Origin of the sequence: Streptomyces sp. CBMA156 (genome assembly GCF_014596515.1) — a bacterium.
Taxonomy (GTDB): domain Bacteria; phylum Actinomycetota; class Actinomycetes; order Streptomycetales; family Streptomycetaceae; genus Kitasatospora.
Genome location: NZ_MSJQ01000168.1, coordinates 1 through 26304 on the forward strand (window position 1 = coordinate 1; position 26304 = coordinate 26304).

Annotated in this window: 22 protein-coding genes and 1 pseudogene; 10 read left to right on the plus strand and 13 right to left on the minus strand. The window is 73.6% G+C overall.

The features are described 5' to 3' along the window. The 5 genes and pseudogenes from BU198_RS13940 to BU198_RS13960 all read right to left on the minus strand — a co-directional run. Window positions 1-228, minus strand: a pseudogene (locus BU198_RS13940) (hypothetical protein); the annotation flags it as partial. Window positions 229-444: 216 nt separating this feature from the next. Next, window positions 445-1374 carry a pyridoxamine 5'-phosphate oxidase family protein gene (locus tag BU198_RS13945; protein ID WP_188297150.1) on the minus strand — a complete coding sequence of 310 codons (930 nt, stop codon included), beginning with the start codon at window positions 1372-1374 and terminating at the stop codon, window positions 445-447. A 26-nt stretch (window positions 1375-1400) separates the two neighbouring features. Continuing rightward, window positions 1401-1871, minus strand: coding sequence for a VOC family protein (locus tag BU198_RS13950; RefSeq protein ID WP_188297151.1), 471 nt, complete (start codon window positions 1869-1871; stop codon window positions 1401-1403). Window positions 1872-2124: 253 nt separating this feature from the next. Further along, a complete protein-coding gene (locus BU198_RS13955) occupies window positions 2125-3135 on the minus strand; it encodes a hypothetical protein (protein WP_188297152.1) in 1011 nt (336 codons plus the stop codon). 284 nt (window positions 3136-3419) lie between these two features. After that, window positions 3420-5576: a protease pro-enzyme activation domain-containing protein gene (locus BU198_RS13960; RefSeq protein ID WP_223244361.1), complete on the minus strand. Its 2157-nt coding sequence runs from the start codon at window positions 5574-5576 to the stop codon at window positions 3420-3422. Between the two features lie 244 nt (window positions 5577-5820). Here BU198_RS13960 and BU198_RS13965 point away from each other — a divergent pair, with 244 nt between their 5' ends. Beyond that, window positions 5821-6387 (plus strand): CGNR zinc finger domain-containing protein, encoded by a 567-nt coding sequence (locus BU198_RS13965; protein WP_188297153.1) that lies wholly within the window; start codon window positions 5821-5823, stop codon window positions 6385-6387. A gap of 52 nt (window positions 6388-6439) precedes the next feature. Here the strand turns inward: BU198_RS13965 and BU198_RS13970 are convergent, their stop codons facing one another. From BU198_RS13970 to BU198_RS13980, 3 genes are all read right to left on the minus strand, one after another. Then, window positions 6440-7930 carry an FAD-dependent monooxygenase gene (locus BU198_RS13970; RefSeq protein WP_188297154.1) on the minus strand — a complete coding sequence of 497 codons (1491 nt, stop codon included), beginning with the start codon at window positions 7928-7930 and terminating at the stop codon, window positions 6440-6442. 199 nt (window positions 7931-8129) lie between these two features. Next, window positions 8130-9830, minus strand: a complete 1701-nt coding sequence (paaN, locus tag BU198_RS13975) for a phenylacetic acid degradation protein PaaN (RefSeq protein ID WP_188297155.1) — start codon at window positions 9828-9830, stop codon at window positions 8130-8132. A 161-nt stretch (window positions 9831-9991) separates the two neighbouring features. After that, window positions 9992-11263: a glycosyltransferase family 39 protein gene (locus BU198_RS13980; RefSeq protein WP_188297156.1), complete on the minus strand. Its 1272-nt coding sequence runs from the start codon at window positions 11261-11263 to the stop codon at window positions 9992-9994. Between the two features lie 129 nt (window positions 11264-11392). On the opposite strand from BU198_RS13980, the gene BU198_RS13985 reads away from it, so the two are divergent. Next, window positions 11393-11977, plus strand: a complete 585-nt coding sequence (locus BU198_RS13985) for a TetR/AcrR family transcriptional regulator (RefSeq protein WP_188297157.1) — start codon at window positions 11393-11395, stop codon at window positions 11975-11977. A 10-nt stretch (window positions 11978-11987) separates the two neighbouring features. Here BU198_RS13985 and BU198_RS13990 read toward each other — a convergent pair whose 3' ends face one another. Beyond that, entirely contained in the window at window positions 11988-12449 is a 462-nt protein-coding gene (locus BU198_RS13990; RefSeq protein WP_188297158.1) for an Lrp/AsnC family transcriptional regulator, read from the minus strand. A gap of 150 nt (window positions 12450-12599) precedes the next feature. Between BU198_RS13990 and BU198_RS13995 the strand changes: the two genes are divergently transcribed. The 4 genes from BU198_RS13995 (at window position 12600) to BU198_RS14010 (ending at window position 17944) form a co-directional block, all read left to right on the plus strand. Beyond that, window positions 12600-13739, plus strand: a complete 1140-nt coding sequence (locus BU198_RS13995) for a thiamine pyrophosphate-dependent dehydrogenase E1 component subunit alpha (RefSeq protein WP_188297159.1) — start codon at window positions 12600-12602, stop codon at window positions 13737-13739. Then, window positions 13739-14740, plus strand: a complete 1002-nt coding sequence (locus tag BU198_RS14000) for an alpha-ketoacid dehydrogenase subunit beta (RefSeq protein WP_188297160.1) — start codon at window positions 13739-13741, stop codon at window positions 14738-14740. The genes BU198_RS13995 and BU198_RS14000 overlap by 1 nt, the downstream gene beginning before the upstream one ends. Continuing rightward, entirely contained in the window at window positions 14740-16104 is a 1365-nt protein-coding gene (locus BU198_RS14005; RefSeq protein WP_188297180.1) for a dihydrolipoamide acetyltransferase family protein, read from the plus strand. Before BU198_RS14000 ends, BU198_RS14005 begins: the two co-directional genes overlap by 1 nt. A 259-nt stretch (window positions 16105-16363) precedes the next feature. Beyond that, complete coding sequence (locus tag BU198_RS14010; RefSeq protein ID WP_317620116.1) at window positions 16364-17944, plus strand: globin domain-containing protein; 1581 nt, start codon at window positions 16364-16366, stop codon at window positions 17942-17944. Here the strand turns inward: BU198_RS14010 and BU198_RS14015 are convergent, their stop codons facing one another. Further along, complete coding sequence (locus BU198_RS14015) at window positions 17945-18487, minus strand: NUDIX domain-containing protein (protein ID WP_188297161.1); 543 nt, start codon at window positions 18485-18487, stop codon at window positions 17945-17947. A 238-nt stretch (window positions 18488-18725) separates the two neighbouring features. Between BU198_RS14015 and BU198_RS14020 the strand changes: the two genes are divergently transcribed. Both BU198_RS14020 and BU198_RS14025 read left to right on the plus strand, forming a co-directional pair. Further along, window positions 18726-19625 carry an IclR family transcriptional regulator gene (locus tag BU198_RS14020; protein WP_188297162.1) on the plus strand — a complete coding sequence of 300 codons (900 nt, stop codon included), beginning with the start codon at window positions 18726-18728 and terminating at the stop codon, window positions 19623-19625. A 201-nt stretch (window positions 19626-19826) separates the two neighbouring features. After that, window positions 19827-20252, plus strand: a complete 426-nt coding sequence (locus BU198_RS14025; RefSeq protein ID WP_188297163.1) for an SsgA family sporulation/cell division regulator — start codon at window positions 19827-19829, stop codon at window positions 20250-20252. 99 nt (window positions 20253-20351) lie between these two features. On the opposite strand, the gene BU198_RS14030 is transcribed toward BU198_RS14025, so the two are convergent. Then, complete coding sequence (locus BU198_RS14030; protein ID WP_188297164.1) at window positions 20352-20732, minus strand: phage holin family protein; 381 nt, start codon at window positions 20730-20732, stop codon at window positions 20352-20354. Between the two features lie 131 nt (window positions 20733-20863). On the opposite strand from BU198_RS14030, the gene tenA reads away from it, so the two are divergent. Further along, window positions 20864-21535: a thiaminase II gene (gene tenA, locus BU198_RS14035; protein WP_188297165.1), complete on the plus strand. Its 672-nt coding sequence runs from the start codon at window positions 20864-20866 to the stop codon at window positions 21533-21535. Between the two features lie 57 nt (window positions 21536-21592). Here the strand turns inward: tenA and BU198_RS14040 are convergent, their stop codons facing one another. After that, window positions 21593-22900: a hypothetical protein gene (locus BU198_RS14040; protein ID WP_188297166.1), complete on the minus strand. Its 1308-nt coding sequence runs from the start codon at window positions 22898-22900 to the stop codon at window positions 21593-21595. Between the two features lie 261 nt (window positions 22901-23161). On the opposite strand from BU198_RS14040, the gene BU198_RS14045 reads away from it, so the two are divergent. Further along, entirely contained in the window at window positions 23162-23362 is a 201-nt protein-coding gene (locus BU198_RS14045) for a DUF5326 family protein (protein ID WP_188297167.1), read from the plus strand. An 82-nt stretch (window positions 23363-23444) separates the two neighbouring features. On the opposite strand, the gene BU198_RS43330 is transcribed toward BU198_RS14045, so the two are convergent. Beyond that, complete coding sequence (locus BU198_RS43330) at window positions 23445-26219, minus strand: PKD domain-containing protein (protein ID WP_188297168.1); 2775 nt, start codon at window positions 26217-26219, stop codon at window positions 23445-23447. Window positions 26220-26304: the final 85 nt, after the last annotated feature.

Sequence of the window (26304 nt, forward strand, 5' to 3'; positions counted from 1 at the left end):
GGCGGAACCGGCGGCGGCCGTCCCGCCGCCGATCGCGGTGCCCACGGCGGCCATCAGGACGGCGGCCCGGCGGCGGACGCTGCGGGCGGCGGCGTGGCCGCCCTCGTGGACCGGCGCGGCGTGCAGCCGTGCGCGGCGGCGGGCACTGCAGCCCCCGCATATGCAGTCCTCCGCCGGTTCGACCTCGTCGAACTCCATGAGCGGGGACAGGGGGTCGGTAAGGGTCATGCTCCGCCTCTTTCCTGCGGTCTTTCCTGGTCGTCGCCTGACGACGGGACAGGAAGGGCCTTCCCGGGACTATTCCGCGTGTTATCCGGACCAAAGTCCCAAAGCGGGCGGGGTCCCGTCACGGTGGGTTAGGCCGAACGGGTGAGACCCGTTCGGCTTCCGGGCGTGGCGGGGGTCGGCGGGAGCGGTTAGGGTCCGAACGGACCTGAGGCGCGGTCAGTGCGGAATGGCGGTCGAGTACTCGGGTTCCGTCCAGGTCAGCGGGGTGGCGTCGGCCAGCTCGACCACGCCGGTGACGGCCAGTTCGACCATCCGCTCGGCGCCGGGGACGCCCCGCCGGGCCTCCTCGGGCCAGTCGGTGCGGGCCTCTCCGGTGACCAGCAGTGCCCCGCCGGTCTCCCAGTCGGGCAGCAGCAGGCCGGCCCGCGGGTCCAGCTCCAGGTTCCCGAGCGTCAGGAACATGCTGTTGCCCGGGTACTCGGGCCAGCGCAGCCGGTCCGGGGCCACCGGCGCCAGGAAGCCCGGGTACCCGCCGCGGTGCGAGGCGTCCACGCTGCCGTCCGGCCCGGTGCTGGCGACGAAGAAGGTGTCCGCGGTGGCCACCGTCAGACGCTGGGCGGTGGTCAGCGCCCGGCCGGTGGCGACCGCGCGGGGCGGTCCCGCGGCCGGGCGGTCCGCCGGGGTGCGGCGCTGGATGTACTTCGGGCAGTTGGCGACCACCTCGTCGGCGTGCACCAGCAGCCCGCCCCGGCCGTCCGGGACGGAACGGCCGTTGAGCCGCATCCGGCGCCGGCCGGCCGGGTCCAGCGCGATGGTGCCGACCCGGGCCGGGCGGGCCAGCGCGCCGGCCAGTGGATCGGCACCGGCCGGGATGGCGGCGACCGCCATGGTCCGCTCGTCCGGTGCCGACAGGAAGCCGGCCGGGCCGGCCAGCTGGGTGGCCCAGACCCGGCCCTCCTGGTCGGCGGCGCCGACGACCAGCATCCGGCGTTCGGCCAGGAAGCGGGCGGCGACCGCGGGGACGGTGCGGCGGATCGACCGTCCCGCGTGGTCGGCCCGTTCGGTTCGGCCGGCCCGGGCCTGGGCGGCCCGCTCGCCGGGGTGGTACGGCGTGCCGGCGCCGTTCGGCGTGTCGGCGGTGGTCACGGTGGGCTCCCCCGGTTCGCGACGGTCTAGAAGAAGCCGCAGGTCGGGGCGTCGGTGGTGGGGGCGGCGGCCTCGGTCCCGTCCACCCCGGTGCGGGTGTAGACCTCCAGCCGGATGCCGTCCGGGTCGGTGAAGAAGATGCCGCCGGAGGCCGAGCCCTCGCTGTGCGGGACGACGCCGTCGTAGGCGAACCCGGCGCCCAGCTCGCGCAGCAGCCGCTCGGTGGCGCGGACCTCGTCGAGGCTCTCGACCTCGAAGGAGAGGTGGTGCAGGCCGGGAGCGGCGGTGGCGAAGGCGCCCGCGCTCTGCTGCCAGAGCGTCACCACCAGGCGGCCGTCACGGCCGAGCAGGGCGTAGCGGCGCTCGGGGTCGGTGCCCTCGGCGGTGACCTGGAGGCCGAACACGGCCCGGTAGAAGTCGACCGAGCGGGCCAGGTCGGTGACGTTCAGACCCACGTGGCCGGTCTGGAGGGTGCGGAGCTGGGTGGTGGTGGACATGCCTGGTCACTCCCGGAGGCTTCGACGCCCGGCGAGGCCATTGCCTAACCGGTAATGATGAGCGTAGGAGTTAGGTGATGCAGCGTCAACCGGTTCGAGGCGTCGGACCGGTCAGGTGCGGCATGCGAAAGCCGAAAGCCCCGCCGGACCGTCAGGTCGGGCGGGGCGCGGGAAGGAGAGGCTTGGGAGGCAGGGGTGTGGGAGGCAGGGAGGGAACGGGGCGGGGCGGAGGGGTGCAAGGGGGGAGCCGCTGCTACGCCCACTCCCAGCGGATGCCGATGTGGCCGGGCTGCTGGTCCGGGGCCAGGACGTGGGCGCTCGCCGAGGCGCCGATCCACAGCTGTTCGCGGCGGTGGTCGACGTCGGCGCCCGGCTCGCGGTCGTAGCGCTCGCAGTGCGCCGGGACGGCCGCCGGGTCGAAGTGCACCTGGAGCACGTACTCGCGCACCGGGGTGGCGAAGCGGCGGCTGTACTCCAGGGTCGGGCCGCCGGGCGGGATCTCCACCTCGTACTCGAAGACCGTGCTGTCGCCGAGGCCCAGCGGGCGGTCCAGCATCAGCTCGCCGACGGTCAGCCCGGCCTCCGGGCGGCGGCGCACCCGGCCCAGCCGGCCGTGCCGCACCGCGGTGATCTCCGGGCAGCCGGCCGCCTCCTCGTCGGCCATGTGCACCACCAGGCAGCGGCCGACGCCGCCGACCGTGGCGCGCACCACCTGGCGCATCCGCAGCAGGTTGCCGCGCCGCTCGGCGTCCACGTAGTAGGAGTCGTGGATGCTCAGGCGCTCCAGCTCGCCGGCCGGCGGGGCGTTCAGCTCGGCGAAGATGTTGGCGATTTCCTGCTCGCCCGGCCAGACGTCCTCCAGCCCGAGGTGGCAGGTGTTGGCCGCGGCGGCCCAGCGGCCGCGCGGGCGCGGCGGGCCGAGCAGGGAGGAGAGCGCGCTGTGCGGCAGGCCGAGCAGCTCCTCCAGCAGGTGGACGGCGCGCAGTGAGCTGGCCCGCTCGGGCTGGCTGCGGCCGCGCCGCCAGTAACTGAGGGTCGTGACACTGACCCTGACGCCGCGTCCGGCGAGGGCGGCGCGGATGCGGTCCAGGCTGAGGCCGCTGGCCTCGATGGCCAGGTGCAGGGTGTCCGCGAAGCCGCCGACGGGGGTGAGCCGGCCCGGGGGCGGTGCGGCGGCGGGGGCCGGGCCTGCTGGGCCGGTGTGCTCCGTGTGCGACCCGACCAGTCGCAGCCGAGCGGCGTCCTGAGGCTGCTGTGCGGCCATGCGGTGACCCTCCCCACCAGGTGAGTTCGGTGCGACCGGGCCGACGCCGGGGCGCGCCCCCAGCGGCTTCACCGAGCTTTGGGGAACCCTACGCACGGTCGAGAGGCTACGTCATCAGTCGTGCGTATGACAGTGGTCACGGTCGGTGGACCGAAGGGTTGACGATCAAGAAACAGCCCGGAAACACGCGCTTCGCGGCGCCGGGACGGCCGGGGGCGCGACACCGCCGGGGCGGGCCCTGACGGCGCCGCCCCGGCGGGGGTCCTGCGGTGCTGCCGACGGTGTCAGCCGACGTTCAGCGCGACGTCGTCGATCACGAAGCTGGTCTGGAGCGAGGAGTCCTCGGTGCCGGTGAACTTGACGGTCACGGTCTGGCCGGCGAAGGAGGTCAGGTCCAGGGTGCGCTGGACGTAACCGGCGGCGGCGTCCGCGTTGGAGTAGGTCGCCAGCGTGGTGCCGTTGGCCTGGACGGTCAGCTTGTCGTACGCGGTGGAGCCGGTCTCCGCGGTGTCGACGTGCAGCCAGAAGGTCAGCTTGGCGGAGGCGCAGCCGGCCGGGATCGAGACGGTCTGCGCCATGGTGTCGGTGTGGGCCGAGCCGTAGCCGTCCATCCAGGCCTTCCAGCCGCCCGAGTGGGCCGGCTGGGAGGAGCTGTTGTCGACCACGCCGCCGGAGGCGGTCCAGGGGGCGGCGGTGCCGCTCTCGAAGCCGCCGTTGGCGACCAGCTGGGCGGCGGTGCAGCCGCCGGACGGCGGGGTGGTGCCGCCGCCGAGCAGGGCGGTGGTCAGCGCGTCGGCGACCGGGGAGCCCCAGCCGGTGACCTGGTCGTAGCCGGTCTTGGCGGGGAAGTCCTGGTTGGCGCCGCTGGTCACGTCGTGGAAGGTGCTGCCGTAGCCGCTGCCGTTCGCGACCGCGTACAGCCGGGGGCTCGCCTCGCCGAGGGCGGGCTGCCCGGCGGCCTTGGCCTTCTGGTCGAACTGGGCCGCGTAGCCGGACCAGAGCGGCGCGGCGGCGCTGGTGCCGCCGTAGACCTGCCAGCTGCCGGCGGTGTAGATCGCGAAGCCGCTGGCCGGGTCGGCGTCGGAGGAGACGTCGGGGACGGTGCGCATGGTGCCGCTGACGCCGGTGCCGGTCTGCCAGCTCGGCTTGGCGAACACGGTGGAGACGCCGCCGCCGGCGGTGCTCCAGGCGCTCTCCGAGGAGTAGGTGTTGCTGCCGGAGACCTTGAGGTTGGTGCCGCCGACGCCGGTCTGGTGGGGGCTGGAGGCCGGGAAGTCGACGGCCTTGACGGTCGAGCCGCTGGTGGAGCGGGTGCAGTCGCGGGAGCCGTCGTCGCCGGAGGCGGAGAAGATCGAGATGCCCTGGGCGGCGGCCTGCTTGAAGGCGTTGTCGACCGCGGTCATCGAGGAGGCGGTGGTGTCGGGCTCGCAGGAGCCCCAGGAGATCGAGATGACCGAGACCCGGTTGTCGGTCACGATCTTGTTGGCCATGTCGATCTCGCCCTGGTCGCTGTTGGGCGCCTCGTAGACCAGCTGGGTGGCCTTGGGCGCCGCGCCGCGGACGATCTCGCTGTCCAGCTCGACCTCGCCCTGGCCCTGGCCGGGGGCGGAGTCGTAGGAGGCGCCGTCCACCGACACGGTGGTGACGGCCGGGCCGGTCAGCCCGTACTGGGCGTCGTAGGTGGTCAGGTTCGAGGACTTGTAGCCGTCGAACTCCCACAGCGCGACCGTGGTGCCGGTGCCGTCCGCGCCGGTCTTGTTCAGGTTGTAGGCGCCGGTGTACTGGGCCGGGGCCATGCCGCTCGGGGTGGAGCTCGCGGCGTCGGGAGTGACCGCGTTCGGCGTGGCCAGCCGGTTCCTGCGCACCGCGTGGTTGTCCAGACCGCTGACGCCCTGGACCACGGCGGCCAGGTCGGAGGGGATCGAGGCGGCGGCGTCGTTGGCGAAGAAGGCGCGCTGGAGCTGCGGGTCGAGGTACGCGCTCTCGTGCGTGCCGAAGGCCTGGGAGACCTGGGCGGTGGTGCCGTGGGCGTTGACCGCCTGGCGGTTGGCGCTCACCTCGGTGACGGTCAGGCCCTGCTGGGCCAGGTAGGCCTTGACCTGGTCGACGGCGGCCTGGGTCGGGCCGAACCGCGCGGTGAACTGCTCGGGCGTCAGGTAGTGGCCGAACTCCGGGGCGCCCGGGGTGGCGACCGCGGTGAGGAGGCGGTCCAGGGCGTCCTGGTCGCGCAGCTTCAGGCTGACGGACACCGAGATCTGCTGCGCGGCCGGGATGTCGCCCTTCTTCTCCGAGTGGGCCACCGCGGGGTTCACGGTGTTCGGCAGGGCGACGCGCGGGGTGGCGTTGGGAGTGGCGGCCTGCGCGGTGGAGACACCGAGCGAGACGGCGGTCAGCGGCAGCACGGCTATCGCCGCGGCGAGGGCAAGGGAGCGGGGGCGCAACGGATCCTCCTCCGGCCGGCTGTGGGGGCCGGCAAGGGACCAGGCGTTCAGGGGGTCGAGAACGCTGGCTCGAACATGACAGAACCCGTGTGCGAAATGACTCATGGCCAGGCAATTCGTTGCTAAAAAACAGTCAACTGTGGAGGGCGGGGAACCCGGCGGTTCCATACGGTGAATGACGGCGTCCCGGGCCGCTCCCGGTCGCCGGGGCGCCCGTAGAATCGGACCGGGCCGAGGGAGGACGATGACTGACGTGCAGCCGGATCCGCGGGACCCGCGGCCGCTGATCGGCGAGCCGCTCGCGCTCGACCTGCTCAACACGCGCTGGGCCGGAACGCCCGTCAACGACCTGCTCACCGGTGTCGAGGGGTACGCGATCTGGCTCTCCTCCGCCGGGCTGAGCGCGCGCTGCGCGGCCGACGAGGCGGGGCTCGCGGCGATCCGGCAGACCCGCGAGGCGGTCCTGCTGGCCGCCCGGGACGCCCGTGAGCGGGGCGCTCTGGGCGCCGCGGCGCGGGACGGGCTGGACGCGGTGCTGGCGCACGGACGGATCCGGCGGACGGCGGGGCCCGACGGGGCCGAGGAACTGGTCGAGACCGACCGGCCGCAGTGGCTGGCGCCCTGGCTGGCGGCGGACGGTTTCCTCGCGCTGCTCGGCCAGGGGGCGCACCGGGTCAGGCAGTGCGCGCACGAGGCGTGCATCCTGCACTTCTTCGACACCTCGCAGAACGGGCGCCGGCGGTGGTGCCGGATGGCGGTGTGCGGGAACCGGGCGAAGGCCGCGCGGCACTACGAGAAGGCGCGGGGCTGACCGTCGGCCGGGCGCGGGCGGGCGCGGTGGGCCGCGCCCGCCCCGGGGACGGTCAGGCCGGGGTGCCGAGCCAGCCGGTGAGGGCGGTGCGCAGCTCGCCCTGGCCGGGGTCGACGGAGGCCCAGGCGACGTAGCCGTCCGGGCGGATCAGCAGGACGGTGTCGCGCAGCTTGCCGTGCGGGTCGGCGGGGGCGGCGCAGACCAGCCGGTCCGCCCAGGGCTCGGCGGCGGCCAGCTCGTCATTGCTGACCAGGACGAACCTGCCCGCGCGCAGCGCCTCGTAGAGCCGCTCGGGGGCGGCCGGGGCGCCCTCGACCGGCCTGCTCAGGGCGGTCAGCCGCAGGTCGGGCACGCGCTTGCCGACCTGCGGGTGGGCGTCCTTGGGAGCGGGGTAGGAGATGCCGATGCCGGAGACCAGCCGGGCGCCGCGCTCGGTGACCGGGTCGAGGTGGCTGCCCAGCGCAGTGAGCGCCCCGCGCAGGGCGCGGGTGGGGGCGGACTCGGCGAGCGCCAGCCGGATCAGCGCGCCCGAGGTGCGCAGGACGGTCTTGCCGACCGGGTGCCGCTCGGTCTGGTAGGTGTCCAGCAACGCGTCGGTGGCGTGGCCCCGGAGCGCGGCGGCGAGCTTCCAGGAGAGGTTGGCGGCGTCCTGGAGGCCGGTGTTCATGCCCTGGCCGCCGGCCGGGGAGTGGCAGTGCGCGGCGTCGCCGGCCAGGAAGACCCGGCCGGAGCGGTAGTTGGGGGCCTGTCGTTCGTCGCTGTGGAAGGTGGAGCTCCAGCGCACCTCGTGCAGGCCGTAGTCCTCGCCGAGGATGGCCCGGGTGAGGGCGGTGAGCTGCTCGGGCGTGGGGGCGGTGCCGTCCGGGTAGCGCTCCTCGCGGTCCCAGGCGATGATCCTGGACCAGCCGTCGCCGAACGGGGCGATGAAGGCGAAGCCGGCCTGGTTGGCGCCGACGGTGATCGCCTGGCCGGGCTCGCGCTCCAGCCGGACGTCGGCCAGCACCACCGAGTCGACCACCGACTCACCGGGGAACGGGATGCCCAGCAGGTCGCGGACGGTGGAGTGGACGCCGTCGGTGGCGACCGCGTACGCGGCGCGGTGGCTGCCGCCGTCGCGGGTCTCCAGGGTGACGCCCTCGGCGTCCTGGCGCAGCCCGGTGACCTCGGCGCCGCGCAGCACCGTCGCGCCGGCCTTCTCCGCGCGCTCCAGCAGCAGCCGTTCGACGTTGTACTGCGGGGTGATCAGGACGAACGGGAAGCGGGTCGGCAGTGAGCTGAGGTCGACGCCGAAGCGGTCGAACATCCTCAGCTCGCCGAGCGGACGGCCGGTGGCGATCAGCCCCTCGGCCAGGCCCCGGGCGTCCAGCAGCTCCAGGCTGCGGGCGTGCACGGCGAACGCCCGGGTGAGGTTGGACTCGGCGGCCCGCTTCTCCAGCACGGTGACGCCGACCCCGGCGGCGGCGAGGTCGCCGGCCAGCAGCAGTCCGGTCGGTCCGGCACCGACGATCAGGACGTCGGTTTCGGTCGTCGGCTTCACGGCCATGTATCAGCTCCCGTTGCTCAAAGGGCGGTCGGACGCCGTTCCCGGCGTTCTCCCAGCCTCCATCATCGCGGGCGCTGCCGGAGGTGTGAACCGCCGGGCCCCGGAGCCGTGAACCGCCGGGCCCCGGCGGTGGGTGACCGCCGGGGCCCGGGTCCGTCCCAGGGGGGTGCCGGACTGGCTCAGGGGGTGCCGGACCGGCTCAGGAGTGCCGGCGGATCTCCACGGTGCGGAACCGGTTGGCGACGAACGCGCCGTCGCAGTACGCGGAGTTGGCGGCCGGGTTGGCGCCGGTGCCGTGCAGGTCGGAGAAGGCGGCGGTCTGGTTGGGGTAGACCCCGCCGGTCAGGTTGAGCGAGAGCGAGACCCCGGAGTCCAGCGCGGCCTCGACCAGCAGCGCCTCCACCTCGGGCGAGGTGGTGTAGCCGGACGCGGTCATGGCGCCCTTCTCGCGGACCGTGGTGCGCAGCAACTCGACGGCGGCGGCGGTGGATTCGACGGCGACGGCGAAGGAGACCGGGCCGAAGCACTCGCTGCGGAAGACCGCGCGGTCGTCCGGCTTGTCGGCGTCCAGCCTGACCAGCGCGGGGGTGCGGACGGTCGCGCCGGGGAAGTCCGGCGAGGTCACCGCGCGCGGGGCGAGGGCGAGTTCGCCGTACTCGCCGCCGGCCGCGGCGACCGAGCGCTGGAGCACGCCGGGGTTGACCACGGCGCCGAGGACGGCGGCGGCGCGGGCGTCGTCGGAGAGCAGGCCCTCGATCGCGCCGGCCAGGTCGGTGACCACCTGGTCGTAGGACTTGTCGCCCTGGTCGGTGGCGATGCCGCCGCGCGGGATCAGCACGTTCTGCGGGGTGGTGCACATCTGGCCGCTGTAGAGGGAGAGCGCGAAGGCCAGGTTGCCCAGCATGCCCTTGTAGTCGTCGGTGGAGTCGATCACCACCGCGTTGACGCCGGCCTTCTCGGTGTACACCTGCGCCTGCCCGGCGTGCTCCTCCAGCCATTCGCCGAAGGCGGTGGAGCCGGTGTAGTCGATCAGCTTGATCTCGGGGCGGACGGCGAGCGCCGCGGCGACGGTGCCGCCCTCGTGCTCGGCGGCCAGGACGACCAGGTTCGGGTCGAAGCCGGCCTCGGCGAGCACCTCGCGGGCGATCCGCACGGTCAGCGCGAGCGGCAGCACGGCCCGCGGGTGCGGCTTGACGAGCACCGGGTTGCCGGTGGCCAGCGAGGCGAACAGGCCGGGGTAGCCGTTCCAGGTGGGGAAGGTGTTGCAGCCGATCAGCAGCGCGAGGCCGCGCGGGACGACGGTGAACTCCTTGGTCATCACCAGCGGGTCGCGCTTGCCCTGCGGCTTGGTCCAGCCGGCCTGCCGCGGCAGCCGGGTCTGCTCGGCGTACGCGTAGGTGACGGCCTCCAGACCGCGGTCCTGGGCGTGCGGGCCGCCGGCCTGGAAGGCCATGCCGTAGGCCTGTCCTGTGGTGTGCATGACGGCCTGGGCGAACTCGTGGGAGCGGGCGTTGATCCGGTGCAGGATCTCCAGGCAGACGGCGGCGCGCTCCAGCGGGCTCGCGGCGGCCCAGCCGGGGCGGGCGGCGGTGAGTGCGGCGATCAGCGCGTCCGGGTCGGCGTGCGGGTAGCCGATGCCCAGTTCGACGCCGTACGGGGAGGCCTCGCCGCCGACCAGGTCGCCGTCGGCGGGGTGGCCCGCCAGGGCGAAGGGCCCGCCGAGCAGGGCGTCGAAGGCGGCCTTGCCGTCCGCGGGGCCGCTCTCGCCGTACGCCTTCGGGAACTCGGGGTAGGGCGACCAGTAGTCGCGCTCGGCGGCGGCGGCCAGCGCGGCGTCCAGGGTGGCCTGGTGGCGCTCGACCAGCTCGCTGACGAGGGGGTGGGTGACCGCTGCGGACATCTGTGCGCTCCTCGGAGGGCCTCGGAAAGCAGGACGGGACACGCCCAGAGTAACCGAACGATCGGTCGGCTCACGAGGGTGCGGGGCGGGGAATCCGGGCAAAGGGACGGGGGCGCGTCCGTGGTGGACGCGCCCCCGTGCGGGTGCCTGGTGATCCGGGTCTACGGCACGCCGAGCTCGAAGATGACGTACCCGGCGTACCAGCCGGAGGCGGCCGCTCCGGTGCCCAGGACGGTGGCCAGCACCGGCAGGCTCAGCCTGCGCATCCCCACCGCCAGCGCGATGAACAGCGGGAACGCCGGCAGCAGGTAGCGCGAGACGTTGCCGAAGATGCCGAGGCTGCCGAGCACCGAGACGATCGTGGCCAGCGTGTAGGCGGTCAGCACCAGCGGCGGCCGCAGCCGGATCAGCAGCGCGATCAGCGCCGGCAGGCTGAGCACGATCAGGGTGGCGAAGACGTCGGGCACCCCGAAGGCGAAGGGGTAGTCGTTGCGGCCCAGCAGCACCCCGCGGACCGCGTGCCAGGTGCCCTGCCCCCAGTCGAAGTAGTGCAGCCAGGCGTCGTGCTGGAGACGGAAGTAGCCGCCCCACTCGCCGGTGCGCCAGCCCACCCAGCCGACGTAGCCGAGCAGGCCGACCGGGGCCAGCAGCATCGCGGCCAGCGGGCGCAGGACGCCGCTCTCCCGGCGGTACAGCTCGACCAGCGCGGCCAGGCCCACGGCGCCTATCAGCGCCGCCGAGGTGGGCCGGTTGAGTCCGGCGACCAGGGTGATCACCCCGGCCGCGACCCACTGCTTGGTCATCACGCAGTAGCAGGCCCAGGCGGCCAGCGCGACGAACAGGGAGTCCGAGTAGACCGCCCACTCGGCGCCCGAGCCCGGGGCGATCGCCCAGATCCCGGCCGCGATCACGCCCGAGCGCACGTCCCCGGTCAGCTTCTCCACCACGGCGTAGATGCCGGCCGCGGCGAACAGCGAGGCCACCACCGAGACCAGCATCCCGGCGCCGTACAGGCCGAGGCCGGTGACCTCGGAGACCCCGCGCATCAGGCCCGGGTAGAGCGGGAAGAAGGCGGCCGAGTTCTGCTCGATGCTGAAGCCGACCGGCCCGTTAGGGATCGGTACGATCGCCGGGTGGTACCCGAACTGGGCCACCTGCTGGTACCACCAGCCGTCCCAGCTGGCCACCACGTCCCAGGGGTTGGCGCCGCCGCCGAACCGGTCCGGCTTCTTCGCGTACTCGCCGGAGAAGGAGAGCAGCTTCATGAAGACGGTGAAGCCGACCAGCTTCAGCACCGCGTAGCACCACACCGCGGGACCGAAGCGGACGACCAGCGCCCGGCCGCGATCCTGCCAGGTGCGCGCGGCGTCCTCCGGCCCTCCCTCGCTGCGCTGCTCGGGCACGTCGGAGGCGACTGCCGGTATTGCGTTCATCAGCCGTGGACCCCAGCCTGCTGGACGTGGACGGATCGTCCGCAGATTCTAGGGCCTGCGCCTCGGAAGTGGTGTGGACCAGCGGGCCCCGATCGCGTACCGGCACGGACGGCCGGGGATACTCGGAGGATGGCCGATCACACCACGCGCACCGCCTACACCGTGGAGTCACTGCTCGCGGTGACCGTCGACGTCTTCAACGAGCGCGGCTACGACGGCACCTCGATGGAGGATCTGTCGCGGGCGGCCGGGATCTCCAAGTCCTCGATCTACCACCACGTGCGCGGCAAGGAGGAACTGCTGCGGCTGGCGGTCGGGCGGGCGCTGGACGGGCTGTTCGCGATCCTGGCCGAGCCGGCCGCGGTCGGGGGCCCGGCGGTGGAGCGGCTGGAGCACGTGGTGCGGCGCACCGCCGAGGTGCTGCTGGCGGAACTGCCGTACGTGACGCTGCTGCTGCGGGTGCGCGGCAACACGGCCACCGAGCAGTGGGCGCTGGAGCGCCGCCGGGACTTCGACCACCAGGTCGCCGAGCTGCTGCGGGCGGCGGTCGCGGACGGCGCGCTGCGCTCGGACGTGGAGCCGCGGCTGGCCACCCGGCTGCTGTTCGGGATGATCAACTCGATCGTGGAGTGGTACCGGCCGGGCCTCAAGTCCGCCGACGGCGTCGCGGACGCGGTGGTCCACCTGGCCTTCGACGGGCTGCGGGCGCGCTGACCCGCGCGCCCTAGTCGGGCGGCACCTGGTCCGTCTCCTCGAAGATCAGCATGGTGCGGGTGCCGAGCACCTGGGGGATGGACTGGATGCTGCCCAGCACCAGCTCCCGCAGCGCCTTGTTGTCGGCGGTGTGCACCAGCAGCAGGACGTCGAAGTCCCCGCCGACCAGCGCGATGTGCGCCACCCCCGGCAGCTCCAGCAGCTGCTCGCGCACCGTCCGCCAGGAGTTCTGGACGATCTTCAGGGTGACGTACGCGGACGCGGCCTGACCTGCCCGTTCGTGGTCCACCCTGGCGGTGAAGCCGCGGATGATGCCGTCCTCGACCATCCTGGAGATCCGGGCGTACGCGTTCGCCCGGGACACGTGCACCCGCTCGGCCACCGAGCGGATGGAGGCGCGGCCGTCCTGCTGCAGCAGCCGCAGGATCGACCGGTCGACCCGGTCGAGTCTGGACGTCTGTTCAGCCGACATGACCCCCCACCCTCCCCGATTGGACGTACTGCCCCCAGTCGACCGCCCGGCAGGCCGAATGTCCACCACCTTGTCACGCTTCTGGTCAAGATGAACAGACGACCGAACAATCGGTAGGGAGCCCCCCGCGACCCCTGGAGGTGCCCCGAGATGACCGTTCTCGACCACAGACACCGCACGCCGGTGCCCGGATGGATGCCCGGGGCCACCGCCCCGCGCACCGATCCGGCCCCGCTCCTCCCGGACCTCTCCCCCGTCCGGGTGCTGGACACCCCCGCGCTGGAGAAGTACGACCCGGCCCTGCTGCGCGAACTCCACCGGCGCCTGGTCGTCGGCCGCCGGTACAACCAGCAGGCCACCACCCTCACCAAGCAGGGCAGGCTCGCCGTCTATCCGGCGTCCACCGGCCAGGAGGCCTGCCAGGTCGCCGCCGCGCTGGTGCTCGGCGAGCACGACTGGCTCTTCCCCAGCTACCGCGACACCCTCGCCGTGGTCTCCCGGGGCGTCGACCCGCTGGAGGCGCTGACCCTGCTGCGCGGCAACGCCCACACCGGCTACGACCCGCGGGCCAGCCGCACCGCCCCGCTCAGCACCCCGCTCGCCACCCAGGCCCCGCACGCCGTCGGGCTGGCGCACGCCGCCCGGCTGCGCGGCGAGCCGGTGGTCGCGCTGGCGATGCTCGGCGACGGCGGCACCAGCGAGGGGGACTTCCACGAGGCGCTGAACTTCGCGGCCGTGCTGAACGCCCCGGTGGTCTTCCTGGTGCAGAACAACGGCTACGCGATCTCCGTCCCGCTCAGCGCGCAGTCCGCCGCCCCGAGCCTGGCCCACAAGGCCGTCGGCTACGGCATGCCGGGCCGGCTGGTGGACGGCAACGACGCGCCCGCCGTGCACGCGGTGCTGACCGAGGCGGTCGAGCGGGCCAGGGCCGGCGAAGGCCCGACCCTGGTCGAGGCGCTGACCTACCGGATCGAGGCGCACACCAACGCCGACGACGCCACCCGCTACCGCACCGAGCCCGAGGTGGCGGCCTGGCGGGAGCACGACCCGGTCCTGCTGATGGAGCGCGCGCTGCGCGGACTCGGCCTGCTGGACGACCGGCTGGTGCAGGAGGCGGCGGACGAGGCGGAGGCGCTGGCGGCCCGGATGCGGGCCGAGTTCCACGCCGACCCGGAGCTCGACCCGATGTCGCTGTTCGCCCACGTCTTCGCCGAACCGACCCCGCAACTGCGCGAGCAGGCCGCCCAGTTGGCCGCCGAACTGGCCGCCGAGGCGGAGGTGGCCGACTGATGGGCACGGCGACTCCGACCCGCACCGCCTCCATGGCGCAGGCGCTCAACTCCGCGCTGCGGGACGCCATGCGCGAGGACCCGGCGGTGCACGTGCTCGGCGAGGACGTCGGCGCGCTCGGCGGCGTCTTCCGGATCACCGACGGCCTCACCGCCGAGTTCGGTCCCGACCGCTGCCTGGACACCCCGCTGGCCGAGGCCGGCATCCTCGGCACCGCGATCGGCATGGCGATGTACGGGCTGCGCCCGGTGGTCGAGATGCAGTTCGACGCCTTCGCCTACCCGGCGCTGGAGCAGCTGTTCTCGCACGTCGCCAAGATGCGCAACCGCACGGCGGGCAGGCTCCCGCTGCCGATCACCGTCCGCATCCCGTACGGCGGCGGCATCGGCGGCGTCGAGCACCACAGCGACGCGTCGGAGGCGTACTACGCCGCCACCCCGGGCCTGCACGTGGTGACCCCTGGGACGGTCGCCGACGCGTACGGGCTGTTGCGCGCCTCGATCGCCTCCGACGACCCGGTGGTCTTCCTGGAGCCCAAGCGGCTCTACTGGGGCAAGGCCGACTTCGACCCGGCGGCGCCGGTCGAGCCGATCGGCCGGGCGGTGCTGCGGCGCGCCGGCACCTCCGCCGTGCTGATCACCTACGGCCCCTCGCTGCCGGTCTGCCTGAAGGCGGCGGAGGCGGCGCAGGCCGAGGGCTGGGACCTCGCGGTGCTGGACCTGCGCACCCTGGTGCCGTTCGACGACGAGACGGTCTGCCGGGTGGTGCGCTCGCTCGGCCGGGCCGTGGTGGTGCACGAGGCGAGCGGCTTCGGCGGCACCGGCGCGGAGATCGCCGCCCGGGTCACCGAGCGCTGCTTCCACCACCTGGCCGCGCCGGTGCTGCGGGTCACCGGCTTCGACGTCCCGTACCCGCCGCCGATGCTGGAGCACCACCACCTGCCCGGGGTGGACCGGATCCTGGACGCGGTCGCCCGGCTCCAGTGGGAGGACCGAGGATGATGCCCGTCGTTCGGGAGTTCCGGCTGCCCGACCTCGGTGAGGGGCTCACCGGGGCGGAGGTGGTGCGCTGGATGGTCGAGGTCGGCGAGGTGATCGCGGTCGACCAGCCGGTGGTGGAGGTGGAGACCGCCAAGGCCGTGGTGGAGGTGCCCTGCCCGTACGGCGGGGTGGTCACCGCGCGGTACGGCGAGGAGGGCGAGGAGATCGCCGTGGGCGCGCCGCTGGTGACGGTCGCGGTGGCGTCGGGCGGGCCGGCTGCTTCGCCGCCCGCGGCTTCGCCTGCTCCGTCGTCGTCCGTGGCCTCGTCCTCGCCCGCCGCCGAGGTCGAGCGGCCGCTGGTCGGGTACGGGGTCGCCGAGCCGGGCCGGGGCGGGCGGCGGCGCCGGGTCGGAGTTCCGGCCTCGGCCGGAGCCGGCGGCGTGGCCGTGGCCGTGACCGTCCGGGCTCCGGCGGTGCCGGCCGGTCCCGCGGTGGTGCCGGTGATCTCGCCGCTGGTGCGGCGGCTGGCCCGGGAGCAGGGGGTCGATCTGGCCGCGCTCACCGGGAGCGGGCCGGACGGGCTGATCATGCGGGCGGACGTCGAACGGGCGGTCGCCGCCGGGGTGGCGGGCCCGGTGGCCGCTCCGGTCCCGTCGGCGGGCGCGGCGGTGTCGGTGTCGGCTCCGGCTTCGGTGCAGGGTGGCGTCGTCCCGCTGCGCGGGCTGCGCAAGGCGGTGGCCGAGAAGCTCGGCCGCAGCCACCGGGAGATCCCGGCGGCGACCTGCTGGGTGGACGCGGACGCCACCGAACTCATGGCGCTGCGACGGCAGTTGAACGCCACGCCGGGGCCGAAGGTGAGCGTGCTGGCGCTGCTGGCGCGGATCTGCACGGTCGCGCTGGCGCGCTTCCCCGAACTCAACTCCTCGGTGACCGCCGACGGTTCGGGCATCGTCCGGCACCCGGCGGTGCACCTGGGCTTCGCCGCGCAGGGCGAGCGCGGCCTGGTCGTCCCGGTGGTGCGGGACGCGCAGGGCCGCAGTACCGAGCAACTCGGCGAGGAGCTGGCCCGGTTGACCGAGGCGGCGCGGGGCGGTGCGCTCACCCCCGCCGAACTGACCGGCGGCACCTTCACGTTGAACAACTACGGAGTGTTCGGCGTGGACGGCTCCACCCCGATCCTCAACCACCCCGAGGCGGCGATGCTCGGGGTCGGCCGGATCGTCGCCAAACCCTGGGTCCACCAGGGGGAGTTGGCGGTCCGGGAGGTGACCCAGCTGTCGTTCACCTTCGACCACCGGGTCTGCGACGGGGGGACGGCGGGCGGCTTCCTGCGGTTCGTCGCGGACTGCGTCGAGCAGCCGGGGATGCTGCTGCGACAGCTCTGAGCAGGGCTTCGAGTACGGCTCCGAGTGCGGCTGCCGGGCGGTGCGGGCGCGGTCGCCCTGGGTGTGCGGAGGGACACCCAGGGCGACGGCGGGCCGGGGAGAGTAGCGCGTTCCCGGCCCGGTTGTCCGGGCTTCGCGTGATTCGTCGGACCCGCGGTCCTGGCGTGCCACGCTGCCTGGGCGCCAGCAGGGACAAGCCAGGCGGTGGCGCAGGCCGGCCGGAGGCGAAACGATTCTCTTGGGTACTCGAAACGTTGCGGTGAAGTCCCGCAGAACAGTTCTGGTCCGCACCGGACGCGGCTCGGCGGGGGTCGCCTCCGTCCCGGGCCTGTCGGAGGCCGCGCCCGAGGGGGTCACCTCCAAGGCGGCGGCCGTCCGGCCGCCGAGGCCGTCGGACCAGCAGCACCTCCCGCCGCCGGTGCCGGCGGACGCACCGACCGCGGTGCTTCCGGCGGTGCCGATGCTGGAGCCCGTCCGGCCGGTGGTCCCGGCCCGGCCGGTCCGGCCGCCGGCCGTCCCCGCACCTGCGGCCGTGCCCGTCCCGGACTTCCGTCCGCTGCCCGCCGACGCGCCCGGTCTCAACTGGGCCGGCCCCGGAGACCGGTGGAGCGACGCCTGGGGCGTACGGCCGGCCGCCGGACAGCTCAGGGCCGCGCCCCTCGCCGCCGCCCTCCCCGCCGCGGGGGCGGTCCGGCCGGTGGAGGAGCCCACCGCCAGGGACGTCGAGGTGGTCCGGTCCTGCCTCGCCGCCGTCGAGCCGGTCGCCGACCGGGCCACCGCGCACTTCTACGCGCTGCTCTTCCTGGGCCACCCCGAGCTGCGCTCGTTCTTCCCCGCCGCCATGGACGCCCACCGCGACCTGCTGTTCCGCACCCTGCTGACCGTCGTGCGCGAGCTCGACCAGCCGGTGGCCCTGCGCGCCACCCTGGCCGGCCTCGGCCGCGGCCACCGCAGGTACGGCACCCTGGCCGCCCACTACGCCGCGGTGGAGGAGTGCCTGGTCCGGACACTGGCCCGGTACGCGGCCGACCGCTGGGACGCGGAGGCCGAGCAGGCCTGGCGCCGCGCCTACCGGATGATCGCCGCGACCATGATCGCGGCCGCCGAGGAGGACGCCCGCACCTCGCCGCCCTGGTGGCAGGGCGAGGTCGTCCGGCACGAGCGCCGCACCCGGGACGTCGCGGCGGTCACCGTCCGGCCGGACCAGGCGTACCCGTTCCGGGCCGGGCAGTACGCCGCGCTGGAGACGCCCTGGTGGCCGCGGGTCTGGCGGCACTACTCCTTCGCCGGCGCACCCCGCGGGGACGGGCTGCTGACCTTCCACGTCAAGGCCGTCCAGGCGGGCTGGGTGAGCAACGCGCTGGTCCACCGGGCCGCGCCGGGGGACGTGCTGCGGCTGGGCCCGGCGGCCGGCTCGATGACCGTCGACCACGCGGCCGGCGCCGACCTGCTCTGCCTCGGCGGCGGCACCGGCATCGCACCCGTCCTGGCCCTGGTCGAGGAGGCGGCCGAGTACGGCGTGCCCGGCCGCCGGGTCGAGGTGTTCTACGGCGCCCGCCGGGCCGAGGAGCTGTACGGGCTGGCCGGACTGCGCGAACTGGCGGGGCGCCACCCGTGGCTGACGGTCCGTGCCGTGCTGTCCGGGGGCGGCCCCGCCGGGCGCCTGCTGACCGGTGAACTGCCCGAGGTGGTGGGCGGGTTCGGCCCGTGGGCCGGTCGCGAGGCGGTGCTCAGCGGGCCGCCCGCGATGGTGCGCCGGGGCGTCGGGGTGCTGCTGCGCGCGGGAGTGCCGGCCGAGCGGATCCGGCACGACCCGGTCGGCGGCCCGGCCCTCGGGTGATCACCCGAGATCGGGTGCGAGGAGCGCGCGGATGCCCTCGATGTTGGCCGCGAGGTACGCCCGCAGCCGGGGCGGGACCACGTTGACCGAGGTGACGCCCTCGCGGGTGAACGGCAGCCGGACCACCTCGTACTCGCCGTGCGGGTCCGTCACCTCGGGGCCGTGCCGCCGGCTGAGGTCCATCGAGGCGAGCCGGCAGACGAAGAAGTGCTGCACCTTGACCCCGTGCGGGTGCAGCGGGGTGCCGTCGTCGTGGTGCGTGTGGCTGATGGTGTCGACGAAGGCGGGCACCACGTCCACGATCTTGCCGCCGAGTTCCTCGTCCACCTCGCGGTGCAGCGCCTCGACCACCGTCCGGTCCTCAGGCTCGACCCCGCCGCCCGGGGTGATCCAGTACGGGTGCGGCGAGCCGGGACGGACCCGGCGGATCAGCACGATCGAGGCCGGGCCGTACGGATCGTCCGGGTCCAGCTCCAGCAGGATCGCCCGTGCGGTGCGCTTCACCACGGGGCGCGGTGGCGGGGTGCGGTTCTCGGGGCCCATGGCCACCTCCGGGGCTGGCGCGTTGTGCGGGAGTCTCCCGCGCCGGAGCCGGGGCGAAACCAGGGGAACGGGTCGAAACACCCCGGGAACGGGTCGAAACGCCGACCTGGTCGGGTGCATCCGTTCGGAGTCCCGCTGTGCTGCAATGGGCAGCCATCGGGCGAAGCGGAGGTTTCGTCCCGCATGTCCATTCTGGGCACGGACCTGTACGAGGGACTCGGGCTGGGGGTTGGGTGGCATGGATCGGATCGCGCGGTCGTTCGAGCAGGCGCAGTCTTTCGAGCAGGCGCTGTCGTTCGAGCAGGCGCAGGCGTTCGGGACATCGCAGTCGTTCGCACAGGCACAGTCGTTCGGGGCCGCGCAGGAACCCGGGGAAGCCGTGCCGCGCGGCACGGCCGCGGACCGCGGGCCCACCCTGATCGGCTCCGTCCAGCGGGCGCTGCGGCTGCTGGAGGCCGTCGGGGGCTTCCGGCACGGCGCGACCGCCAAGCAGCTGGCCAGGGCCGCCGAACTGCCCCTCGGCACCGCCTACCACCTGCTGCGCACCCTGGTCCACGAGGGCTACCTGCGGCGCTCGGAGGGGCGGTTCTTCCACGGGGAGGCGCTCGACGGGATAGCCCGCTCCCGCGCCGGGCACGGTGATCCCGGCCTGCGGGCGCGGATGCAGGCGTTACGGGACGAACTCGGCGCCGCCGTCTACTTCGCGCTCTACCGGGACGGCGAGGTCCAGGTGGTGGACGTGGTCGAGGACCCGAACCGGCCCGCCGTCGAGCCCTGGGCGGACTTCAGGGCCACCGCCCACGCGCACGCCATCGGCCAGTGCCTGCTCGGCCAGCTGCCCGAGGAGGAGCGCCGCGACCACCTCTCCCGCCACCCGCCCGACGGGCTCACCCCGTCCACCCTCAGCGGCGAGACCGCCGTGCTGCGCCGGCTCGCCTCGCTGCGGCCGACCATGCCCGTGCTGGAGCGGCAGGAGTACGCGCTCGGCACGGTCTGCGCGGCCGTCGCCATCACCATAGGCCCGGTGGTCGCCACCATGGCCCTCTCGCTCCCGGTCGAGCAGTCCGACCGGCTGGTGCCCGCCGCCCGCCAACTGCGGCGCGGGGTCGGGGCGATGAGCCCGGCGTTCATCCTCTGACCCTACTTGGTCTAGACCGATGCCGATTCGTTCACCATTTGAAAAAGCACACCTTGTCCACTACATCCCCAAACGTGGACGATGATGATCGAACGTGGATTGGTTGCATAAACCGTCACAAAAACCGTCGAAAACATGTCCGGCCGCCATCGGGCCAAGCACCACCGACGGCGTGCGGGCAGAACGAGAGGTACTGGCGCCATGCAGCACAGCACAGTCCAGGGACACCTGGTGATGAACCTCGTGGTCTCGCACGAGCTCTCCTTCCGCCTCCCGGTGGACCTGGCGTACGAGGCCGACGACCCGTACGCCGTCCGGCTCACCTTCCACCTGCCCGGGGACGCCCCGGTCACCTGGTTCTTCGCGCGGGAGCTGCTGCTCGACGGGATCAGCGGCCCGGCCGGCGAGGGCGACGTGCACGTCCGCCCGGTCGGCGAGGAGCTCTCGGAGGTCTGCATCGTGCTGCGCTCCCCCGACGGCGACGCCCTGCTGCGGGCCCCGTCCGCGCCGCTGATCGCCTTCCTGGCGCGTACCGACCGGCTGGTGCCGATGGGCCAGGAGCTTGCCGGACGGGACATCGACGCTCAGCTCGCGGACATCCTCAAGGGGCGTGAGAACGCGGGGTGAGCGCTCCGGGGGCCGTTCGCCCGCACCATGACGACGAAGGGGCCCGTACCCGGTGGAACACCGGGTACGGGCCCCTTCCGGGTGCCCGCACGACATCGGTCAGTCGTCGTCCAGGGCCAGGTGCAGGCCCCAGGCGACCAGGCTGATGATGAGCGAACCCACCAGCGCGGAGCCGAAGTTCACCACGTGGAAGTCCAGGCTCAGCTTCCCGGAGGCCCAGGAGGTGAGCAGGAGCATCAGGGCGTTGATCACGAAGGTGATCAGTCCCAGCGTGAGGATGAACAGCGGGAACGAGAACAGCTTGACCACCGGCTTGATCAGCCAGTTGACCACGCCGAACACCACGGCGACGCCGAGCACGGTCAGCGCCTTGTGCTGCCAGTCGGCGTTCCCCTGGGCGAGTTGGATGCCGCTGACGATCCAGGCGGCGACCCAGATGGCCGCCGCGTTGATCAGTGTCTTGATGACGAAACTCTTCATGCCGCCCAAGCCTGACAGGAACCCCGGTCCCAGCGGAACCACCGGACGGCGGGTTGGTGGCGAACGCCCGGGGGCGCGGAGGCGGACGGACGGGTCCGGGGGCTGAGCGGCCCGCCGGTTAGGGTCGCCCCATGAGCACCAAGACGCTGACCGAAGAACTCTGGGCGGCCATCGAGCCGGTGTACGCCGAGATCCTCGCCCACCCCTTCCTGGCCGGGCTCACCGACGGCACGCTGCCGCGGGAGGCCTTCCGCCACTTCGTCGTCCAGGACTCGCACTACCTGCGCGACTACGCCCGCGCGCTCGCCGTCTGCGCCGCCAGGGCGCCCGGCGAGGAGGACGTCAGGGCCTTCGCCGACGACGCGGTCGGCGCGCTGGCGGCCGAGCAGGGAATGCACGCCGAGTTCCTGACCGCGTTCGGCGGCAGTGCAGAAGAAGCCGCCACCGAGCCGGTGCTGCCCACCACCCGGGCCTACACCAGCTACCTGCTGGCCACCGTCTACGGCGGTTCCTTCGCCGAGGCGGTCGGCGCGGTGCTGCCCTGCTACTGGATCTACGCCCGGGTCGGCGAGGCACTGCTCGCCCATGGTTCGCCCGACCCGTTGTACGCCAAGTGGATCGCCACCTACGGCGACGAGGCCTTCCAGTCGGTGGTCCGCCGGGTGCTGGCGCTCACCGACCGGCTGGGCGAGGAGCTGTCCGCGACCGAACGCCGCAAGGTGGTCGGCCACTTCGTGACCACCTCGCGCTACGAGTGGATGTTCTGGGACGCGGCCTGGCGCGGCGAGCGCTGGCCGGTCTGAGCCCGTGCGGCCGGCCCTCCCCGGTGTTCCGGGAGGGCCGGCCGCACGCGGGTGTGCTCAGCCGGTGACGAAGTAGCCCGTCAGGTCGGCGATCAGGTGCACCGGTCCGCTGTGGTTGTAGACGGAGTAGGTGCCCCTGCCGGTGACCGCAGTGGTCGCCGAGTTGGCGACGGTCTGCCCGGGCTCGAAGTTGACCGTGGAGGTGTCCGGCCGCGTGCCCTGGCCCTGGCCCCGGAACACCGTGAGGTAACCGGACTCGTCGGCGTCGGTGACCGTGAGGTTGGCCTCGACGCCCATCGCGTTCGGGACGGAGCCGTCGGTGGGAACGGCCTGGAGGTCCGTGGTCGACAGCGGCAGGAGCTTGCCGCCGGCCTCCCGGCTGTCGCGGATGCGCACCGGTGTCCTGAGCGCGCTGAAGAGCCCCTGGCCGTCCGGGCCGTAGGAGCCGACGACGTCCACGATGACGTGCGCCCAGCCGGCGTGGTTGTAGATGTCGATCTTTCCGTCGGCCCCGACCGGCACCACGACCTGGTTGGCGACGGTCCTCCCGACCGGGAAGTTGACGTTCGAACCGGAGGCGGGCCGCGGCGATCCGCTCGGGTACGCGGTCAGGTAGCTGTCCCAGGTGCCGTCGGTCGCGGTGACGTTGAGGATCACCGAGGTGGCGTTCGCGGTGCCCAGCTCGGGGCGGCGGACCTGGTACGTGCGCACCGCGTCGCCGCCGAGCCGCCCGGTGCCGTCCGTCCGGCTGTCGGCGATCCGGGTCGGGTTCAGCGGGCCGTACCTGTCGGTCGCCCCGGGCCGGTAGTAGCCGACCACGTCGAGCACGACGTCGGTGGTGCCCCAGTTGTTGTAGACGGTGATCCACGGGGAGGTGCGGCTGACCGGGCCGACCGCGACCGTGACCAGGTTCGAGACGGTCTGGCCGGCCTTGAAGTTGATGCTGGAGGTGGCGGGCCTGGTGCCCGGCTGGCCGGGGACGGAGCCGATCGACAGGAAACCGTCGGTGGTCGGGTTGGTCGCGGTCACGTTGACCACCACGGCCGTGACGTCGGCCGGGACGACGGAGTAGCACTCCTGCGGCGGGTGGCTGTGGCAGCCCGTGGCGAGCGGGGTCGAGAAGTACTCGCCCGCCTGGAGCGGCCGTGCCGTGCGGGTCGCCGGGACCTTGTTGAAGTCGCGGGTGTCCAGGACCCGGGTCGGGACCATCCCGGTGAAGCCGGCCGGGGCGGTGACGTCGGCGGCGGCGGTCGCCGGTGCGGCGGGGGTGGCGGGTGCGGCGGTGGCCACGCCGGCGGCGAGGGCCGGAGTGGTGAGGCTGAGGGCCGCCAGGGCGGCCAGGGAAACGGCTGTACGGGCTCGCATGATCGGACTCCCCCGGATCGACGGTGCCGGACCGGCCTGCATCCGGCACTGGTTGGACGAACGGGAAGCCCGGAGGTTGCGCGTCCGTCCGGGTGAATTCTCGGGGGTCCCCCGGGGGGACGGGATCGGGGTGATCTCGGGGTTCTCTCCGGGCCGTTGGGCCTCGTTCCCGCACTCGCGCCACCGTACGATCGAAGTACCGAAAGCAAGCGGGATGCGGCACCGGACGGCGGCCGACCCGAGGGGAGAAGAGGAACCGACATGGCTGAGCTCTGGAAGTCGCTGCCCTCCTGGGTGCGCAACATCGTCATCCCGGTGCTGGTCCTGGTGCTGGCCTGGAACATCGTCGCCTTCGTCTTCGGCGTCGTCGGCGCGCTGCTCTCGATCGTGATCAAGCTGCTGGTGGTGGTCGGCATCGCGGCCGCCGTGGTGGTCCTGGTGAAGAAGGCCGCCAAGGGCTGACCGGCTTCCCGTGACGCCGCCCTGAGGCCCGGCCCCCCGCGAAGGGGGAGCCGGGCCTCGGGCGTTCCCGGGAGCGGGGCCGCTACTGGTTGCGGTAGTAGCCGAAGAGGTCGGCGATGACGTGGGTCGTGCCGGAGTTGTTGGCGATGTCGAACCGGCCCTGGGGGTCCACCGGGATGGTGGTGTGGTTGGGGACGTCCAGGCCCGGGCTGGCGTTGAGGTTGCTGGTGCCGGGCTTGGCCGTGCCGGTGGCCCAGGCGGTGAGGTGGGTGGGCTCCGTGGTCCCGGTCGCCGTCAGGTTGACCACCGCGGCGGTCGCCCCGGCGGGCACGCCGCCGACCGTACGGCTGGAGAACGGACCGAACGGGCCGCTGTCCCGCGAGTCCAGCAGGCGGCTCGGCGTGACCGGGGTGAACAGGCCCTTGCCGTCCGGGCCGTAGTAGCCGAAGACGTCGACCACCAGGTGGGTGGCGGCCGCGTTGGTGAAGAGCTCGACGCTGCCGTCCGCGCCCAGCGGGACCACCACCTGGTTGGGGATGTTCCGGCCGGGGACGGTGTTGAGGTTGGAACCGGCCGCGGGGCGCTGGGTGCCGCCGGGGTAGGCCGCGACGAAGCCCGCCGAGGTGGACCCGGTGGCCGTCACGTTGAGCACCGCCGAGGTCGCGTTCGCCGGCACACCGCCGGAGCCGGCGACCTTCAGCCGGCGGGCGCTGCCCGAGGTCAGCGGGTTGTCGTCGGAGCGGGTGTCCAGCAGCCGGGCCGGGGCGACGGAGGCGAACCGGTCGGTGCTGCCGGCCGTGAAGTAGCCGAGCACGTCGGCGATGGCGTGCACGTAGCCGGAGTTGTTGCGGATCACCACCGTGCCGTTCGGGCCGACCGGCACGGTCACCAGGTTGGCGACGTCCTGGCCGGGGCCGAAGTTCACGTTCGAGGTGGCCGGCCGGGCGGCGGCGGACGGGTAGACGTCCAGGTGGCTGGTGGCGGTGCCCTGGGTGGCGGTCAGGTTGATCACCACGGCGGTGGCGTTCACGGGCACCAGGTTGCCGGCCGAGCCGGAGACCCGGTTGCGCACGTCCAGGTCGACGGTCTCGCCGGGGCCGATCCGCGGGTAGCGGCCGCCGGGCTGGCGGGTGTCCATGATCCGGGTCGGCGTGATGGCGGTGAAGCCGGACGGGGCGTAGTCGACGGTGACCTGCCGGGTGCTGGTCACGGTCGCGCCGGAGTCGTCGGTGACGGTGGACTTCACGGTGTACGTGCCGGGCTTGGCGTACACGTGGCGCTCGGTGAAGTAGCCCTCGTTCGGCTTGGCCGGGCCGTCGCCGAAGTCGAAGGAGTAGCCGCTGATCCGCCACGGGCTGGTCGTGGTGACCTCGGCCCTGACCGCCAGCGGGTCGCTGCTGGTGTCCTGGTCCACCGCGAGGGAAGCGGTGAGCGGCTTGTCCTCGCCCGCCTGGACCGGCCAGGACAGCTCGCCGGATACCGAGCCGCCGAGGCCGTCGGTGACCGTGACCTTCGGCCGGTAGTCGCCGGGAGCGGTGTAGGTGTGGCGGACCGTCGGCTCGGCGGAGGTCACCGGATCGGTGCCGTCGGCGAAGTCGAAGGTGTAGCCGAGCGTCGTCTTCCAGGTGTTGGTCGCCGTCGCGGTGAGCTCGACGGTGAAAGGCGCGGGGCCGGTCGGGGCCTCGTGCACGGTCCCGCGCGCGTCCAGCCGGACCTCCTGGAGGCCGACGACCTCGTACGCGCCGCGGTCCCGGTAGCCGCCGTCCGGCCCGGTGTTGGCGACCTCCGGGTGGTCGACCGCTCCGTGGCCGAGCAGGTCGACGGCAGGAGTGCCGGGCGTCTGCGGGCCGGCGGAGTCGATCGCGGTGCCTGCGGCCGGGCCGGTGGCGGCCTTGGGGACGGACAGCGGCCAGAAGGCGTCGTCGAACTGCACGTAGCCGTTCAGGTCGTGCCTGCCCTGGCCGGTGGCGGCCAGGAGGTCAGCGGGGGTCTTGTAGACGGCACCGGCCCACTTGTAGGTGTCGGCGGCGGGCCATCGCAGGGTGTTGTGGTCGAGGATGGTCCCCGCCGTCGAGCCGGCGGACACCTGGACGGTGCCCAGGGCCACGACGTTGTCGGTGATCGTGGCATGGTCGGACGAGCCGGCCAGATCGAGGACGACCGAGGTGTTCCACGTCGTGTGCGTGGTGTTGTGGGTGATCGTCGCGCCGGGGGCGTCGGTCAGCGAGACCGACGAACCGTACACGGTGACGAAGTCGTTCCCGGCGATCACCGTCCCGGTGACACCCGGGCCGGCCGTCACACCGCCGCTCGTCCCGCGGACGACCGACCGCTCGACCCGGACACGGTCGCTGGGCCCGGTGATCCTCACGGCCGGCCGGACGGCCGCGTTGTTCTCCTGCTCGATCCAGTTGCCCGAGAGCTCGACCCGGCTGACGCCGTCGAGCTCGAAGCCGGGCACGTCGAAGCCGGAGAACACGATGTCGTGCTGGCCGGAAATCTTCACCGGCTGCCGCAGCGGACCGGAGATGGACGGGATGTCCGGCGACTTGCCGAGACGGCCCGCGCCGCGGAAGGTGATCGGCTTGCCGGGCTCTCCGGAGCGCCGGACGGTCACGTCCTCGATGTAGCTGTTCTGCGCGACCTCCACGGTCTGGCCCGGCAGCACCCGGTCCGCGGCGGCCTGGATGGTGCAGAACGGCACGGCCCGAGTGCCGGGGCCGTTGTCGTCGCAGGTGGCGCCGTGGTCCTTCACGTACAGCACGGCGGTCGGTTCGGCAGCCACCGCGGGCAGTGGCAGGCCCACCACCGCGGAGATCACGGCGGCGCTCAGGCCGGCCGCATGACGGATGCGCACGGTGCGTTTCCCCCCAAGAGTCGTCAAATCCGCGGCACCCCGGGCGGGATGCGGACCCGGATGGGCCGTGCACGCCCTGATGGAG